This window comes from Mycobacterium sp. HM-7 (assembly GCF_053852335.1).
Map to the genome: position 1 here is coordinate 789,115 of NZ_CM132657.1, position 16,602 is coordinate 805,716.

Annotated in this window: 17 protein-coding genes; 15 read left to right on the top strand and 2 right to left on the bottom strand. The window is 67.2% G+C overall.

Going from position 1 to position 16,602, the window contains the following annotated elements:
* Positions 1-17: 17 nt before the first annotated feature.
* The 3 genes from ACWW1C_RS03795 to ACWW1C_RS03805 are packed head-to-tail and all read left to right on the top strand — an operon-like array spanning position 18 to position 4,239.
* A complete protein-coding gene (locus ACWW1C_RS03795; protein ID WP_455982201.1) occupies positions 18-878 on the top strand; it encodes an SDR family oxidoreductase in 861 nt (286 codons plus the stop codon).
* Positions 875-2,503, top strand: coding sequence for a class I adenylate-forming enzyme family protein (locus tag ACWW1C_RS03800; protein WP_455982202.1), 1,629 nt, complete (start codon positions 875-877; stop codon positions 2,501-2,503). Before ACWW1C_RS03795 ends, ACWW1C_RS03800 begins: the two co-directional genes overlap by 4 nt.
* Complete coding sequence (locus tag ACWW1C_RS03805; protein WP_455982203.1) at positions 2,500-4,239, top strand: class I adenylate-forming enzyme family protein; 1,740 nt, start codon at positions 2,500-2,502, stop codon at positions 4,237-4,239. The genes ACWW1C_RS03800 and ACWW1C_RS03805 overlap by 4 nt, the downstream gene beginning before the upstream one ends.
* Here ACWW1C_RS03805 and ACWW1C_RS03810 read toward each other — a convergent pair.
* Positions 4,226-5,248, bottom strand: a complete 1,023-nt coding sequence (locus tag ACWW1C_RS03810) for an MBL fold metallo-hydrolase (RefSeq protein ID WP_455984130.1) — start codon at positions 5,246-5,248, stop codon at positions 4,226-4,228. The two genes, ACWW1C_RS03805 and ACWW1C_RS03810, sit on opposite strands and share 14 nt — an antisense overlap.
* Positions 5,249-5,328: 80 nt before the next feature.
* Between ACWW1C_RS03810 and ACWW1C_RS03815 the strand changes: the two genes are divergently transcribed.
* Together ACWW1C_RS03815 and ACWW1C_RS03820 are read left to right on the top strand one after the other, a co-directional pair.
* Positions 5,329-6,198, top strand: a complete 870-nt coding sequence (locus ACWW1C_RS03815) for an HpcH/HpaI aldolase/citrate lyase family protein (RefSeq protein WP_455982204.1) — start codon at positions 5,329-5,331, stop codon at positions 6,196-6,198.
* Positions 6,195-7,409 (top strand): enoyl-CoA hydratase-related protein, encoded by a 1,215-nt coding sequence (locus tag ACWW1C_RS03820; RefSeq protein WP_455982205.1) that lies wholly within the window; start codon positions 6,195-6,197, stop codon positions 7,407-7,409. Before ACWW1C_RS03815 ends, ACWW1C_RS03820 begins: the two co-directional genes overlap by 4 nt.
* A gap of 1 nt (position 7,410) precedes the next feature.
* Here the strand turns inward: ACWW1C_RS03820 and ACWW1C_RS03825 are convergent, their stop codons facing one another.
* Positions 7,411-8,091, bottom strand: coding sequence for a TetR family transcriptional regulator (locus ACWW1C_RS03825; RefSeq protein WP_455982206.1), 681 nt, complete (start codon positions 8,089-8,091; stop codon positions 7,411-7,413).
* Positions 8,092-8,250: 159 nt separating this feature from the next.
* Between ACWW1C_RS03825 and ACWW1C_RS03830 the strand changes: the two genes are divergently transcribed.
* Genes ACWW1C_RS03830 through ACWW1C_RS03875 form a run of 10 tightly spaced genes read left to right on the top strand, consistent with a single transcriptional unit; the run spans position 8,251 to position 16,595 of the window.
* Positions 8,251-8,703, top strand: a complete 453-nt coding sequence (locus tag ACWW1C_RS03830; RefSeq protein ID WP_455982207.1) for a MaoC family dehydratase — start codon at positions 8,251-8,253, stop codon at positions 8,701-8,703.
* Positions 8,700-9,440: an enoyl-CoA hydratase/isomerase family protein gene (locus tag ACWW1C_RS03835; RefSeq protein ID WP_455982208.1), complete on the top strand. Its 741-nt coding sequence runs from the start codon at positions 8,700-8,702 to the stop codon at positions 9,438-9,440. Before ACWW1C_RS03830 ends, ACWW1C_RS03835 begins: the two co-directional genes overlap by 4 nt.
* Positions 9,433-10,227 carry an enoyl-CoA hydratase/isomerase family protein gene (locus ACWW1C_RS03840; RefSeq protein ID WP_455982209.1) on the top strand — a complete coding sequence of 265 codons (795 nt, stop codon included), beginning with the start codon at positions 9,433-9,435 and terminating at the stop codon, positions 10,225-10,227. Before ACWW1C_RS03835 ends, ACWW1C_RS03840 begins: the two co-directional genes overlap by 8 nt.
* 1 nt (position 10,228) lies before the next feature.
* A complete protein-coding gene (locus tag ACWW1C_RS03845; RefSeq protein WP_455982210.1) occupies positions 10,229-11,002 on the top strand; it encodes an enoyl-CoA hydratase/isomerase family protein in 774 nt (257 codons plus the stop codon).
* A gap of 9 nt (positions 11,003-11,011) precedes the next feature.
* Positions 11,012-12,253: an aromatic ring-hydroxylating oxygenase subunit alpha gene (locus ACWW1C_RS03850; protein WP_455982211.1), complete on the top strand. Its 1,242-nt coding sequence runs from the start codon at positions 11,012-11,014 to the stop codon at positions 12,251-12,253.
* On the top strand, positions 12,253-12,738 hold the full coding sequence (locus tag ACWW1C_RS03855) for an aromatic-ring-hydroxylating dioxygenase subunit beta (protein WP_455982213.1): 486 nt from the start codon (positions 12,253-12,255) through the stop codon (positions 12,736-12,738). The genes ACWW1C_RS03850 and ACWW1C_RS03855 overlap by 1 nt, the downstream gene beginning before the upstream one ends.
* On the top strand, positions 12,738-12,950 hold the full coding sequence (locus ACWW1C_RS03860) for a hypothetical protein (protein WP_455982214.1): 213 nt from the start codon (positions 12,738-12,740) through the stop codon (positions 12,948-12,950). The genes ACWW1C_RS03855 and ACWW1C_RS03860 overlap by 1 nt, the downstream gene beginning before the upstream one ends.
* Positions 12,947-14,128: an acetyl-CoA hydrolase/transferase family protein gene (locus ACWW1C_RS03865; RefSeq protein WP_455982215.1), complete on the top strand. Its 1,182-nt coding sequence runs from the start codon at positions 12,947-12,949 to the stop codon at positions 14,126-14,128. Before ACWW1C_RS03860 ends, ACWW1C_RS03865 begins: the two co-directional genes overlap by 4 nt.
* The gene (locus ACWW1C_RS03870; RefSeq protein WP_455982217.1) at positions 14,125-15,321 is read left to right on the top strand and encodes an acetyl-CoA C-acetyltransferase; all 1,197 of its coding nucleotides are present in this window, start codon (positions 14,125-14,127) and stop codon (positions 15,319-15,321) included. Before ACWW1C_RS03865 ends, ACWW1C_RS03870 begins: the two co-directional genes overlap by 4 nt.
* Entirely contained in the window at positions 15,318-16,595 is a 1,278-nt protein-coding gene (locus ACWW1C_RS03875) for an OB-fold domain-containing protein (protein WP_455982218.1), read from the top strand. Before ACWW1C_RS03870 ends, ACWW1C_RS03875 begins: the two co-directional genes overlap by 4 nt.
* Positions 16,596-16,602: the final 7 nt, after the last annotated feature.

Consider the following 16,602-nt stretch of genomic DNA (forward strand, 5'->3'; position numbering starts at 1 on the left):
ATCAGAGGGAGTGAGTCGTGGCCGGAGTGCAGGACAGGGTCATCATCGTGACGGGCGCGGGAGGTGGGCTGGGACGTTCGTATGCCCGATTCCTTGCCGCGCACGGCGCGCTGGTCGTCGTCAACGACCTCGGGGGCGCCCGCGACGGCTCGGGTGCCGGTACCTCGATGGCCGACACGGTGGTCGACGAGATTCGCAATGCCGGTGGGCGGGCAGTCGCGAACTACGCGTCGGTTGCCGATCCCGATGGCGCCGCCGACATCATCGACACGGCGCTGTCGGAATTCGGTGCCGTGCACGGCGTCATCAGTAACGCGGGCATTCTGCGTGACGGGGCGTTCCACAAGATGACGCAGGAAAACTGGGACGCCGTCATGCAGGTCCATCTCTATGGCGGCTACCACGTCATCCGGGCGGCCTGGCCACACCTGCGGGAACAGAACTACGGACGCATCGTGGTGGCGACCTCGACCAGTGGTCTGTACGGCAACTTCGGTCAGGCGAACTACGGGGCGGCCAAAGCCGGCCTGGTCGGCCTGATCAACACTCTCGCGATCGAGGGCCGGAAGTACGGCATCACCGCGAACGCCGTCGCGCCGTTGGCGGCAACCCGGATGACCGCCGACATTGCGTCCGCGGAGCTTCTGGACAAGCTCGACCCGGAGCTTGTGGCCCCGGCCGTCGGGTACCTGACGTCGGAGGAAAACAGCGACACGGGTTCGGTTTTCGTCGTCGGCGGCGGTCTTGCGCAGCGCGTGGCGCAGTTCCAGAATGCCGGGGTCAGCTTCTCCTCGGCACCGGACCTCGCCACCATCACCGATCGTTGGGACGAGATCAGCGACATGACCGGGGCGACGCTCGGCAGCAACCCGGTGTGAGCGGCGGCCAAGTGGAAGACGTGACGCTGACGGAGTCCTACTGGCCGGCCGACCGCAGCGTGCCATTGGTGGATTTCACCGTCGGCGCACTACTGGCCGAGCGGGCTGCGCAGTATCCGGACCGCGAAGCGGTCGTCGCGGTACGGCACGGCACTGAATCCGTGGCCCGCTTGACCTATCGCGAATTGTTCGATGAGGCGTGCCGCGTGGCCACCGGTCTACGACGTGTGGCGCAGCCCGGCGACTGCGTGGCACTGTGGGCACCCAACGTCCTGGAATGGACGACCATCCAGTACGGCGCCGCGTTGGCCGGCGTGGTGCTCGTTGCGCTCAATCCGGTTCTACCGGCCGCCGACCTCGAGTATTCGTTACGCCATTGCGGCGCCGTCGTCTTGCTGCACGCCGACGTCAGCCGCGACTACGTCATGGCGGACGTTGCCGAGGAGGTCTGTGCCGGGCTCCCTGGTGTTCGCCGAATATCGCTGTCGGACAGTGGTGTTTGGCGATCCGACGACATCGACCATGATGTCGTCTCACGCGCCCCGGCTGATCCGGACCGCCCCGTCATGCTGCAGTACACCTCGGGCACCACGGGGCGCCCGAAGGGTGTCTTGCTGACCCACCGCGCACTGGTGAATGTCGCGAAGTTGACCATGGAGGCTGCCGAAATCGACGCGGCGGCGGTATGCGTGAACCCGCTGCCGTTGTTTCACACCGCCGGATGTGTGGTCGCGACGCTGGGGCCGCTGTGGGTGGGCGGCACCGCGGTCGTCTGCGAACGCTTCGTCGCACATGTGGTGCTTGACGTCATGCGCGTAGAGGAAGCCTCGGTGCTGTTCTACGTACCGACCGTACTCAGCGCGCTGCTCGCGGCGCAGCAGGTCAGCAGGCAACGGCCGCCGCCCTTACGCGTCATCATGGGCGGCGCCGCCGCGGTCTCCCCAGACTTGATCGACAGCGCCGCAGCAGTTTTCGGCGCCGGGGTGTTCAACCTCTACGGCCAGACCGAGCTGGCGCCGGTGCTGACGCTGACCCGGCCGACCGACACCCGCGGCGAGCGGCTGTCCACCGTCGGCCGGCCACTGCCCCAGGTCGATTGCAAGGTCATCGTTCCGGCGACCGGACGCATCGCACCCATCGGCCAGGTCGGGGAGATCTGCGCGCGGGGCTATCAGCAGTTCGTCGAGTACCTGCACGACCCGGATGCCACCGCGCGCGCACTCGATCCGGACTACTTCGTCCGAACCGGCGACCTCGGGACCATGAACTCCCGCGGATTCTTGTCCGTCACAGGTCGTTTGAAGGAACTGATCATCCGCGGCGGTGAGAACATCGCTCCCGCGGAGGTCGAACATGCGGTCGCCACCCACGACATGGTCAGTGACGTGGTGGCGGTCGGCATGCCGGACGAGCGCCTCGGCGAGATCGTCGCCGTGGTGTGTCGACTGGCCGATCGCAGTGTGCGCCGGACCGATCTGATCGATCACGCACGCCGCCACCTGCCCGCGTACAAGGTCCCGGCCCGGTGGTTCGTGATCGACGCCTACCCGACCACGCCGACCGGCAAGGTGCAACGCCATGCGCTCACGGTTGCCATCACGCGTGGCGAGCTCCACGAATTATGAGCGGCACTGCGGCGATAGCGGAGCGGCGCCGCCACCTACGGGCGCGCGTTCCGGTGTGGCATGCGCGCACGCTGGACGCCTGGCTCGATGAGTGCGCTGACCGCTACGCGTCGCGCCCATTCGTGCTCACCAATGACGTCTGCCTGACCTATCAGCAGGTCGCCGCCGAATCGCGGCGGCTGGCGGCCGGTTTGGTGGCGCTGGGGGTGCGGCACGGCGACCGGGTGGGTCTGGTGCTGGCGAACTACCCGGAATTCGTGACGATGAAGTTCGCGATCGCCCGGGTGGGAGCGATCGCGGTGCCGTTCAACTACCTGTACCGCGGCGACGAATTGGCTTTCGTGCTGCAGGATTCCGGATGCCGGGTGCTGGTCACCATGACCGGGTTCGGTGAGCTGGACTACCAGGCGATGCTCGACGGTATCGTTCCCGGTTGGGATCACGACGATTTCGCCATCCGGCCCGATACGTCCGACGCACTCACCACGCTCCGCCATATCGTGGTCCTCGAAACCGACCGTCCACGCCGAGCCGGCGCGCGGTCGGTGAGTGACCTCGCCGCCCTCGCTGTCCCAGAGACTGCCGATCATGCTGCCTTTCAGGGCGATCCGTGCGCGCCGGGGGACATTCTCTACACCTCCGGGACGACGGGATCGCCCAAAGGCGTGGTGACATCACACGACGGAGTCCTGCGCACCGCTTATGCCTCTGCGCTGACGCGCGCTTACGAGGACGGCCGGCGGGTCCTGTTCTCGTTGCCGTGCTATCACATGTTCGGTTACGTCGAGGGCCTGCTTTCGGTGATGTACGTGGGCGGGGCCGTGGTCTTGCAGCCGAAATTCACTGCCGAAGGCTATTTCCGTGGCATTCAACAGCATCGTGCCACCGACATCCTCTGCGTGCCCACCATGGCAGTGGCCATGGTGGAGAGTCCCGTTCGGCAGAATTTCGATCTCGCGTCCCTGTCGGCGATCTTGTGCGGCTCGGCACCGGCGCCGATCTGGTTGTGGCGACAGATCGAACGCGACTTCGGGGTGAGCGAGATCGTCACCGGCTATGGCATGACCGAATGTGGTGGCGCCATGACCCTGACATTGCCCGAGGACGATCTGTCGTTGACCTCGGAGACGGTCGGTCGCCCGAAACTGGCCGGCGTCGGCGGAGTCGCGGACACCGACGCGCTCGTCACCTACCGGGTGGTGGACCCGGCCACCGGTGCGGACGTCGAACCCGGTGCCGAAGGGGAGCTGATCTCCAGTGGACCCGCCATGATGCTCGGCTACTGGAACCGCGCTGCCGAGACGTCGGCGGCCCTGCGTTCCGGCTGGCTGTGGTCCGGTGACCTGGGACGCCGGCGTGCCGATGGCTATCTCCAGGTCACCGGCCGCACCAAAGAGATGTACAAGAGCGGCGGAGAGTTGGTGATGCCCAAGGAGATCGAGGACCTCCTCGCCGTGCACCCCGACATCAGCCAGGTCTTCGCCGTCGGATTGACCGACGATCGCTGGGGTGAAATCGGTTGTGTCGTCGTGGTTCCGGCTCCGGGAGCTGCGATCACCGAACAGGACGTCCTGGCAATCTGTCGAGCTCGCCTGGCCCGCTTCAAGGTACCGAAACGTGTGGTGTTCTACCGCGCTCACGAGCTACCGACGACCCCGACCGGCAAGGTGCAGAAGTTCCGTCTTGTGCGGCAATTGAGCTCCGGCGGTGTCGCGCCGCCGACTATGCCACGCTGAACACCCGGCCGTCGGATTCGTCCCGCCGGGTCAGCAACTGTTGTGTGACAAGCAGATCCAGATGCGCGGCGACCTCGAGCACCGCCGTCATCTGGTGTACGACATCGAGCTCGTCGAGTCGGCGTTCGTGCCGGGTCCAGCGCATCTGTGCCGCAACGCCGAACGCGGTCGTCGGACCGGCCGCGACGAATTCGGCGACCCGCGCCAGCCGCTCCCGGTGATGGTCGAGCAATTCCTGGGCACGGTCACCGGTACGCCGGTCCGCGCAGCCGTGCGCCGGCAGCATCCGGGCCTGCGGCAGGTCGAGAAACAACTTCAGCGAAGACAGGTACGACCGCAGCGGCAGTGCCTCGGGCGCTCTTTCGAACGCGATGGACGGGGTGATCCGCGGGAGCAGGTGATCGCCGGTGAACACCATGCCATGGGCGACATCATCGAAGACCATGTGTCCGCGGGTGTGGCCCGGGGTGAATCTTGCGACGACAGACGAACCGCCACAGTCGATCACGTCACCGTCGGTCAGCCAGCGGTCCGGTGCGGTGAACGCGATGCCGAGCTCGTGCGGTTCCCATTGCAGACCCGCCACCGCGCGGGCGAGCAGTGGTGCACCCGCGACGGTGAGCATTCCCACCTGCGTCGGATGGACTCCGGTCATGGCGGAGAAGGCCTCGATGCTGTGCCGTTCCTCGTGCCCCAGCATCAGTTCCGCGCCGTAGGTGGTGCTCCACCGCTGGGCGAGTGAGTAGTGATCCCAATGTTGGTGGGTTACCAGGATTTGTCTGACATCGGAGGGTCCGGCGCCGAACCCGTGCAGCGCGTCGCACAGCACTGTTTCGGCGGGTGCCCAATCCCAACCGGGGTCGATGAGGGTGACGCCGTCGGCGCCGAGAATGACGTAGGCATTGACCGACGTGAGGTCGGGGAGCGGCAACGGCAGCGGCACCCGCACCACATGATCGGTGATCAGTTCATACCCGGGGTCGACACCGGAGGTACTCAGCGCAGGCATCTCGGTGTCCTCCAAGGGCTTCTCGTGCAACAAATTTAATTTAACACAGAATTGAAAATGGTGTTACGCTCCGCGTCACGATGAACTCCGGCATTGAGAATCTCGGCAGCGCCCGCAGTGTGTTGTTCGTGCCCGGCGATCGTCCAGACCGATTCGCCAAGGCCGCCGCCAGCGGCGCCGATCTCATCGTGCTCGACATCGAGGACTCGGTGGCACCGGAGGGCAAACGTGCCGCTCGTGGGGCAATCGATGGCTGGCTCGGCACCGGCCGGCAGGCCGTCGTCCGGATCAACGGGACCGACACCCCGTGGTTCACCGAGGACGTCGCCATGACGGCGGCGCACCGGTGCGCGGTCATGTTGCCGAAAGTGTGCGGCGCGGACCACGTCGCGGCGGTCGCACGCAGACTACCCAGCCGAATACCGTTGATAGCGCTCATCGAAACGGCGCCGGGCATTCAGGCGGCCGGGGAGATCTGCGCGGCCGACCGGATCGCCGCCGTGGCCTTCGGCAGTATCGATCTCGGTACGGAACTCGGCATTCGGCCCGACGATCGACAGGCGCTGCTGCACGCCCGCAGCGCGGTCGTGCTGGCCGCCGCCGCGGCCGGCCGGCCCGCGCCATGGGACGGGGTGACCACCGCCGTACACGACGACGAGGCCGTCCGGGCAGACGCAGCCCACGCCGCGCAACTGGGATTCGGGGGCAAGCTCTGCATCCACCCCCGTCAGGTGGCGATCGTCAACGCCGAGTTCGAGCCCTCGCCGGCGGAACAGGCTTGGGCGCAACGCGTTCTGGACGCGGCGGCGGACGGCTCCGGCGCGGCGCGTGTTGTCGACGGATGCATGGTCGACAAGCCCGTGATCGACAGGGCTGTCCGGCTTTTGGCAAGAGCCCGTAACCGCGAACTTCGTGCGGCGTGCGGGCAACTGGAAGGAGAACTGCATTGACCGGGACCGACACCACTCTGGCCGCCAATGCCGATGCCGCACAACGGTTGTACGACGCGTTGCGCGGCGGTGACCGAAAGGCGTTGGCGGTTCTGCTGCATCCGGAGTTCATCGGCCATACGACGGCCGGTCTGCCACTGGATCTCGGCGGTGAACACTCGGGGCCTGACGAGATGCAGCGCGATTTCTGGTGGCGGATCGGGCGCCAGTACGTGGCAGAGGCGCGCTCCGATGAGATGCGCCGCCTGGACGACGGACGACTGTTCGTGCGGGGCCGGTACCGCGGCCACGGACGCGAGTCGGGTAACCCGCTGGACGCCGAGTTCGTCCACGTCCTGACTTTCGCCGCCGACGGCACGATCGTGCGACTCGACCAGCTCACCGACAGCGCGTCCTGGGTTGCCGCGTTGGGGGAGGCGACCGAGCCGCCCGTGATCGACTACTCCGTGACCGACGGTGTCGCGACGATCTGCTTGAACCGGCCCGAGGCGCGCAACGCCATCGACATGCGGATGGGCGAGGAAACCCTTCGGGTGGCCCAGCAGATAGCCGAAGACGTCGCCGTGCGGGCCGTGCTGATCTGCGGCAACGGTCCCGCGCTGACCGTCGGTGGCGACATCGACTACTTCCTGACCACACCGCCCGAGCGATTCGGCTCGCTGTTCGCTCGCATGACCAGCCCGTTCCATGAGGCGTTCCGGATACTGAGCCGGATCGACGCGCCCATCGTGACCGCCGCGCATGGCGCCGTCGCGGGCGGCGGCCTCGGTTATGTGTATGCCGCCGACCTCGTCGTCGCTGCGGAAGGGACGAAATTCGTGACGGGGTTCGCCGCTCTCGGGCTGTCGGGTGACGGCGGTGGCACGTGGCATCTGCCGCGCCTGATCGGGGCGCGTCGAGCCGCCGAGGTCTACTTGCGCAATACCCCGATCAGCGCGGATGATGCGTTGCGCTGGGGAATGGTCAATGCGGTGGTTCCGGCCGACGAACTACGTTCGCAGGCAAGGCAACTCGCTGCCGAGCTGGCTGCCGGACCCACGCGCGCGTTCGGCCGGATGCGGGCGCTGCTGCGCGAGACGTGGACGCGGGACCTGTCGGAACAACTACTGGCGGAGACCGAATCGATGCGCGTGTTGGGTGGCAATGCCGATGCTGCCGATGCGATCACCGCGTTCGTCGCGAAGCGAAAGCCGCACTTCACCGGCAGGTGAGCTACCGGGCGCGTTTGTGGCGTGGCGCCGCGTCCCCGTCGGCGCCGGGTGCGGCGATCGCGTTGCGGACGAATGTCGTCGCGTTGCGGACCACCGAGTCCACGGACCCGCGGCGCGGTGTCCACCATTCGGCCGCCCAGTTGAGCGATCCGATGATCAGGAGCTGTGCGACCGTCAGATCGAGGTCATCGCGAAGCTGGCCCTCGGCATGGGCTGCCCTGAGGAGCTTGCGCCAGATCGCGGAGTAGGTGGCTTCCTCCGCCAGCTGTCGGGCGCGCAGGTGCTCGGGGATCTGGCCGCTGTTGCGGATGGACGCCGTGGCGTAGTCGGACAGCTCGAGTTCGTGGCGCAGATGCGTCTCGACCGCGATGAGAACCCGGTCCAGCGGCGAAATGTCCGAGGGCAGCTCATCGAGCACTGCCTGCAGGTGACGGGCCATGTCGGCGATGCCGCTCCACATCACCTCCTCGATCAGGTCTTCGCGTGAGGGGAAGTAGTAGTAGATCGCCGGCGCCTGCAGTTCGGCGTGCTCAGCAACGTCGGTCAAACGGGTTCCCGCATAACCCTTCGTGCTCAGTACATGAGCTGCGGCATCGAGGATGCGCCGACGGGTGCGTGCCGACTTGGAGTCCGCGTCGCCACCGTCCTCTGACGCCGGCGCCGGGGCTGATTTTCTAGCCATCGTTCAACTATATGGGGAACGGCGGGCGAACGTTCTCCAGGGCGCGCGGACGGGCACCCCGGCTGTCCGCCGTGGTGGTTCGGGCTGTCCGCGCGCGATTGACCAACGGCAAAGTTTTAATCTATATTCAAAAGTGTGAAAGGCGCGGAGGTGAAGTGCGTGAAGGTTTTCGGAAGCATCGATGAGTTCGCGGCAGCCGAGGGGACGACGTTGGGCCCCACCGACTGGCTGACGATCGACCAGGAGCGGGTGAACAAGTTCGCCGATGCCACTGGTGACCATCAATGGATTCACGTCGACCCGGAGCGGGCCGCGCAGGGGCCCTTCGGAACCGCGATCGCCCATGGCCTGCTGACGCTGTCGCTGACACCGGTGCTGGTCCACGATCTCTACACCGTTGAGGGTGTGCAGATGGCGGTGAACTACGGCTACAACAAGGTGCGCTTCGTGTCGCCGGTACCGGTCGGTTCGAAGATCCGGGCGTCCGCTGTGGTCGGTCCGGTCACCGTCGTGCCCGGCGGAGTTCAGGGGCAGCTGACGACGACCATCGAGATCGACGGCTCGGACAAGCCGGCGTGTGTCGTCGAATCCATTGCGCGGTACTACTCGTGACGGAACCGGTTCTGGTCGACGTTGCCGGCCGGGTGGCCACGGTCACCCTGAATCGGCCGGAGCAGCGCAATGCCATCACCGTCGCCCTCGGGGCGGCTCTGGAACGCGCGCTGCGCGACGCCGCCGGCGCCGCCGACGCCATCGTGATCCGGGGCGCGGGCGGAAACTTCTGCGCAGGAGGGGATTTCCACGAGCTGGGACGCCTGCGTGAACTGGGTCGCGATGCGATGGCCGAGCTCTTCGACAATTTCCGCCGTGCGTGCGCGGTGATCGAGACACTGCCCGTACCCGTGATCTGCGCGGTGGAGGGCTACGCGACCGCCGGCGGCTTCGAGCTTGTCCAGGCGGCCGACATCGTCCTACTGCACGAGAATGCGGTGCTTGCCGACATCCACGCGAAGTTCGGCCAGATCCCGGGTGGTGGCAGCACGCAACGATTGCCACGGCTCGTCGGGCGCCAACGCGCACTCGCACACATTCTCACCGCGGACCGGCTGACCGCCCGCGACGCTCTTGACTGGGGACTGGCCTATCGGGTGTTCGGCGCGGACGAATTCGATTCGGGCATCAGGGTATTTGCCGACACCTTGGCGACGCGGGACAGTACGGCGCTCGCGCGGAGCAAGGCCCTGATCTACCAGGGTCTGCGGCTGCCCCTCGATGACGGCCTGGCTTTGGAGCATGAGGCCGTGCTCGACCACGTCGCGCTGACCGGAACAGGAGCCGGTCGTGGCTGATCAACAGGTGCTTCTCGACATCGGCGACAACGGTGTGGCGCGGCTGCGCCTCAACCGGCCCGAGGCTGCCAACGGCATGAATGTGCCGTTCCTGCAGGCCCTGCACGCCGCGATCATGCAATGCCATGGCGAACCGTCCGTGCGAGTTGTCGTCATCACCGGCGAGGGCAAGAACTTCTGTGCCGGCGGCGACGTGCGCACCTTCGCATCCAAAGGCGAGGCGCTGCCCGACTACTTGCGCGAGGCGACCGCCTGGCTGCAGCTGGCGGTCGACGCACTGCTCCAATTGCAGGTGCCAGTGCTTGCCGGAGTGCACGGATTCGCCGCGGGCGGAGGCGGTTTCGGGCTCGTGTGCGCGGCCGATTTCGTCATCGCCACCGAGTCCGCGAAATTCATGTCGGGGGCTGTCCGGGTCGGCATGGCACCCGACGCCGGTGTGTCGGTGACCCTCACCCAGCTGGTCGGGTTCCGCAAGGCGATGGAGATCGTGCTCACCAATCCGATCCTGTCCGCGCAGGAGGCCCTCGACCTCGGCTTGCTCACCAAGGTCGTTCCCGACGACCACCTCGATGATGAATTGACGGCATTTGCCGAACAATTCACCGAGATGGCCCCCAAGGCCGTGGGTGCGGCCAAGCGACTGATGTGGGGCGGCCTGGGCGCCGGCGTGGTGCAGCGCCTCGGCGAGGAGGCGCGCACCGTGGCCGAACTGTCGGGCACCGCGGACTCACGCGAAGGACTTGCCGCCGTCATCGAGCGGCGACCGCCACGGTTCACCGGGAAATGACATGGACGACGTCGTATTGGCTGCCGATCACGGGCACATCCGCGTCATCACGCTGAACCGGCCCGACCGGCGGAACGCGATCGACATCCCGCTGCGGGTGGCGCTGGCCGAGCGTCTCGAAGATGCCATGGCCGACAACAACATCCGGGTTGTCGTACTGACCGGTGCGGGCGTGAGCTTCTGCGCGGGCGGCGACATTTCAACCATGCGGCGGATGGCCGAGACCGAGAGCCGACCACGCGCCGAAGCTGCCGCTCGGGTGGTTCGGGCCATTTGGTCTGGCGGAGCGCCGGTCATCGCCGCGGTGGAAGGTGCCGCGTTCGGTGCCGGCGTCTCGCTCGCGCTGGCCTGCGACCGGGTGGTCGCAGCCGAGGACGCGGTGTTCTCCACGGCGTTCACGGGCGTCGGCCTGGCCGGCGACATGGGTATCTTCGCATCCCTGCCCGCACGGGTCGGTCCAGCCAAAGCGCGGCAGCTGATGTTGTTGCCGCAGAAGCTGTCCGGCGCAGAAGCGCTTGCCCTCGGCCTCGTCGACGCGGTCGTTCCGGCGGGATCGACGCTGACGGCGGCACTCGCCGACGCCGAGCGGATATCGGCGCTCGCGCCGCTGGCTGTCAGGGAGATCAAAGGGGCACTGGCCCGCTGGCCGAGTCCGCCGACGGCGATGCTCGATCACGAGGTCGACGTGGCCGTCCGCCTGTTCGACACCGCGGACTTCGACGAGTGCGTCGCTGCCTTCCAGGACCGTCGTCCGCCCCGATTCCGGGGCTGCTGAGGAGAATTCATGACCACCGCTGTTGACTACTCACGGCTGATCGAGCCGACCCGGGTCCACGGTTCGCTGTACACCGATCCCGCCATCTTCGCCGAAGAACTCGAGCGCATCTGGTACGGCGGCTGGGTGTTCGTCGGCCACGAGAGCGAGATCGCGCAGCCGAATGACTACGTGCGCAAGCAGATCGGCCCGCAGGACATCGTCATGACCCGCAGCCGCGAAGGCGACGTCCACCTGCTGGTCAACCGCTGTGCCCACCGCGGCAACCTGGTGTGCGACGACGCGAGCGGAAACTCCGGATCGTTCCGTTGCCCGTACCACGGCTGGACGTACCGCAACGACGGCGAGCTGGTCGGCTACCCGTTCAAGAAGGGGTACGGCGACGGCAAGCTGGACCTCAATCTCGGTCGCCTGCCGAAAGTCGACAGCTACCACGGTTTCGTATTCGGCAGTTTCAACCCTGACGTGCCGCCGCTGCTCGAACACCTCGGCGCCGCGGCAGGTGAGATGGACCGGCTGGCACGCCTGTCACCGGAAGGCAAGGTGCGTCTCGATGCCGGCTGGCTCAAGCACAAGACGCGTGCGAACTGGAAGCTGCTGGCGGAGAACGAGACCGACGGTTACCACCCGCAGTTCGTGCACGGCTCGATCTTCTCGGTGACCGGTAGCACCATCGGCCCGCTCTACAGCGACAAGTCCACCGCCGTCACCCGGGCGCTCGGAAACGGGCACAGCGAGAACGACCTGCGGCCGGAATTCCGCAAGTTCGCCGAACCGATGCGGTGGTTCGGCACCACGGCCGAACGGGTGCCCGACTACGTCTCCAGGATGCGCGCGGTGCACGGCGCCGCGGCCGAACAGATCCTCATCGAGGGCGGCCCGCACGTGATGGTGTTCCCGAACCTCTTCATCGCCGAGATTCAGGTGTTCAACATCCAGCCGCTGTCCGCCGGTGAGTGCATCCAGTACTCGACCGCCGTGCAGTTGGAAGGGGCGCCGGAACTCAACAAACGCATGCTGTCGCAGTCCATCGGATCGGTCGGGCCGGCAGGCATGCTGCTCGCCGACGACACCGAGATGTACGAGCGCAACCAGGCAGGCGTCGCGCAACTCCTGCCCGAATGGCTCGACATCCGGCGCGGCACCGGCCGAGAGTGCAAGGACGAGAGCGGTTTTCGGATCGGCGGCGCGACGGACGAGACGGCCATGCGCGCCTTCTGGGCGCACTACAAGACGCTGATGGAGCCATGATGACCACATCGACCGGAGCGGACCTGCGCGAGCTCGAACAGTTCATCTACCGTGAGGCGCGCCTGGCCGACGAGCACGAGTACGACTCGTGGGAGGCGCTGTGGACCGACGACGCGCTGTACTGGGTGCCGGCGGCCGGATCACTGGCCGACCCGGAACACCACGTCTCCGTGATCTACGACAACCGCCGCCGCATCTCGACACGGTTGCAGCAGCTGCGCACCGGTAAGCGCTACGCGCAAGCACCGGCCTCGAACCTGCGCCGCATCATCTCGAACGTCGAAATCCTGTCGGCCGCAGACGACGAGTCCACTGTGGGCGCGAACTTCGTGCTCTACGAATCGAAGTCACGCGGTATCGAGACCTGGGCCGGCCGGGTCACGTACGTGCTGCGCCGCATCGACGGCGAGTTGAAGCTGGTGCGCAAGACGGTGGTGCTGGTGAACTGCGCCGAGGCGCTGCCGACTCTGGGATTCCTCATCTGATGGAGGCCGGTGACGTCGTCCACAACGAGTTCGCTCAGGTATCGGTGCGCGTCGACCGCGCTGGGCACAGCCCTCGGTTGGTGCTGACCGATCTGAAGACGGGGCGCGAGAGGTTCCTCGACGCGCTCGAACTCGAGACCATCGTGTGGCTGCCGGACGGGCACATGCAGAAGTTGCTCGACCCGTCTGCCGACCGGTGGAAAGACGGGTGATCGACCTCGGCGCACACATCCACCCGGGCGACACCGTCATCTGGGGGCAGGCTTGTGCGGAGCCGTTGACGCTCACCGAAGCACTGACCGCGCAGCGTGCGGCCCTCGGTGGCATAACGGCTTTCATCGGCATCCAGTTCGCCGGCACGGCGAAGCCCGTCCACGCCGATCACATCCGATTCGTCAGCTATTGCGGTACCGGAGCCAACCGGGCACTGGGGCAGGCGGACGTCCTCGACATCTACCCGGGTCATTACTCGACGCTGCCCTGGCTGGTGTCACGCGGACCGCTGCGCGCGGATGTGGTGCTCGTGCAGGTGTCGCCGCCGGACGTGGACGGCAACTACAGCCTGGGTCTGGCAGATGACTACCTCACTGCCGCAATCGATGTCGCGCGGGTCGTGATCGCCGAGGTGAACGCCCAGGTCCCGTTTGTCGCAGGCTCCCGCTACCTGACGGCCGATGACGTCGACGTGGTGATCGAGAGCTCGCGGCCGCCGGCCGAGTCGCCGGCGGGTCGTATCGACGCGACGACGACACGGATCGCCGAGCTGGCGGCCGGCCTGGTCGAGGACGGCGCGACGCTGCAGCTGGGCATCGGAGCCGTGCCCGAATTGCTGCTGGGCGAGCTGAAAGACCGGAGCGACCTGAGGTTTCATTCCGGGCAGCTCAGCGATGGCGCCGCCGAACTCATCGAGGTCGGGGCGGCGCGCGGCGGGGTCGCGGCATTTCTCATCGGCACGCGCCGCCTGTTCGACTTCGCGCATTGCAATCCGGCGATCGCGCTACGACCCGCGTCGTACACACACGCCGCGGATGTGCTTGCGACACAGCAGAAATTCGTGGCCGTCAACTCCGCGGTGGAGGTCGACGTGACCGGACAGGTCAACGCCGAGGTCGCGGCCGGCTCGTACGTCGGCGCCGTCGGGGGCGCCGCGGACTTCCTTCGTGCTGCGGCTCGCTCACCGGGTGGGCTACCGATCGTGGCGTTACCCGCGACTCGAATCGTCGCCGCATTGTCCGGGCCGGTATCGACGGCGCGGTCCGACGCCGGAATCTTCGTCACCGAGTACGGCATCGCGGATCTACGCGGGCAGTCGTTGGCGGAACGGCGCCGACGCCTGGTCGAGATCGCCCACCCCGACCGCCGAGAAGCCCTGTCGGAAGGAACATCATGAGACGCGCGGCAATCGTGAACCCACTGCGTACCCCGGTCGGCACGTTCGGGGGAGCGCTTCGGTCGGTGCCTGCTGAACGGTTGGCATCCACGATCCTCAAGGCCGTCGTCGACGCGTCGGGTATCGATCCGGCACGGATCGACGACGTGGCGATGGCGCAGTCGTACGCCAATTCTGAAGCACCGTGCATCGGGCGGTGGGCGGCACTGGATGCCGGTCTGCCGGTGGAACTGCCGGGATTTCAGACCGACCGTCGCTGCGGCGGCGGATTGCAGGCGGTGGTGACCGCCGCGATGATGGTCCAAACCGGAGCCGCCGACGTCGTCCTCGCCGGTGGTGTCGAGAGCATGAGCAACATCGAGCACTACACGCAGTCGACACGGTGGGGGTCCCGGGCGGGCAACGCCACCCTCTACGACCGCTTGGATCGGGGACGCGAACGGTCGCAGCCGGAGTGGCGGTTCGGGGCGATCAGCGGAATGATCGAAACCGCCGAGAACCTGGCAACCGAATACGGCATCAGCCGGGCCGCTGCCGACGAGTTCGCCGCGCGTAGCCATCAACGTGCCGCGGCCGCATGGGATTCCGCGCGGTTCGCCGACGAGGTCGTGCCGGTAGCGGTGCCGCAGCGCAAGGGTGATCCGGTGGTCTTCGCGAAAGACGAGGGCATCCGGCCTGAGTCAACTGTCGACTCCTTGGCGAACCTGCGCGCGATCATGCCCGGCGGCACCGTGACCGCCGGGAACTCTAGTCAGCAGAACGACGCTGCCGCTGCGTGCCTCGTGGTGGCCGAGGACCGGCTCGACGCGTTGGGTCTCGAGCCGATCGGCTTTCTGCGTGGCTGGGCGGCGGCGGGCTGTGAACCACGGGTGATGGGTATCGGGCCGGTGCCGGCCGTGGCGAAACTCTTCGCCCGCACCGGGTTGTCGTTCGGCGACATGGATCTGGTCGAGCTGAACGAGGCGTTCGCGGTCCAGGTGCTGGCGGTGCTGAAAGGCTGGGAATTCGACGACCTCGATCGGCTCAACGTCAACGGCTCCGGCATCTCACTCGGGCACCCGATCGGCGCGACCGGCGTCCGGATTCTCACGACCATGGCGCACGAGTTACGCCGGCGCGGCGGCAGATACGCGTTGGAGGCGATGTGCATCGGCGGCGGCCAGGGCATGGCGGCGATCATCGAGGCACCATGACCGGAATCGTCTCGTACGCCACGTACCTGCCGTCGCACCGATTGCGGGGCAGTCGGGTCGTCGCATCGTTCGATGAGGACAGCACGACACTGGGTGTCGCCGCCGCGCAGGCTGCCCTCGGTGACCGGTCGGCCGACGCCCTGTACTTCGCGTCCACCACGCCGGCCTACCTGGACAAGACGAATGCCACCGCCATCCATGCCGCGCTCGGCCTGCCGCCGGGTACGTTCGCGGCTGACGTGGCGGGATCGGCGCGCAGCGCCGTCGCGGCGTTCCGGTCGGCATCGGCGTCCAACGGGATGGCGGTGCTGTCCGACGTCCGCGTCGGGCGTGCCGGGTCCTCCGACGAGAAGGACGGTGCCGACGCCGCGGCGGCCTTCCTGTTCGGTTCCGGCGACACGATCGCCGACATCGTCGGATACGCCTGCGCCACCGCAGAATTCCTCGATCGCTGGCGAGCTCCCGGCGGGGTGGGTGCGCAATGGGAGGAGCGCTTCGGATTCGAGGAATATCGGCCGCTGATCGAATCAGTGCGCGGCCAGGTCGGTATCGGCAACCCGGATCACGTGGTCGTGGTGTCACCGAACACCGCGGTGCGCAAGTGGGCTGCCCGCACGTACACGACATCGCCGATCGGCCACGCGGGCGCCGCTGATCTGGGTATCGCGCTGGCGCATGTGCTGGATACCGCTCAGCCCGGCGAGACGATTCTGCTGATCTCGGCGGCGGATGGCGTTGATGTCTTTGCCCTGCGCGTGACCGCGCGAGTTCGGCGCCAGCGGATTCCGGTGCTGCAGCAGCTCGCGGCCGGTGCCGAGGTCGACCTCCTGACCTACCTCACGTGGCGCGGGCTGATCGAGCAGGAGCCGCCGCGCCGGCCGGAGCCCGACCGCGTCGCGGCACCACCCGCGGCGCGCGACCGGGACTGGAAGTTCGGCTTCACCGCAAGCTGTTGCGCTGCTTGTTCGTTCGTCCACCTGCCGCCGGTGCGTGCCTGTAAGAACTGTGGCGCCGTCGACCAGATGACGGCGCAACCGCGGCGTGGCGCGGCGGGGTCGGTCGCGACCTTCACCGTGGACCGGCTCGCGTACTCGCCGGCCCCGCCCGTGGTCGGCGCGGTCGTCGACTTCGACGGCGGTGGCCGCTACACCCTGGAGCTCGCTGACGGCGGCGCCGAGCGCATCGCGGTCGGTTCACGCGTCGGGCTGACGTTCCGCCGGCTGCACAGCGCAGGCGGTGTCCACAACTACTTCTGGAAGGCGAAACTCCTGTGAGTCGCAG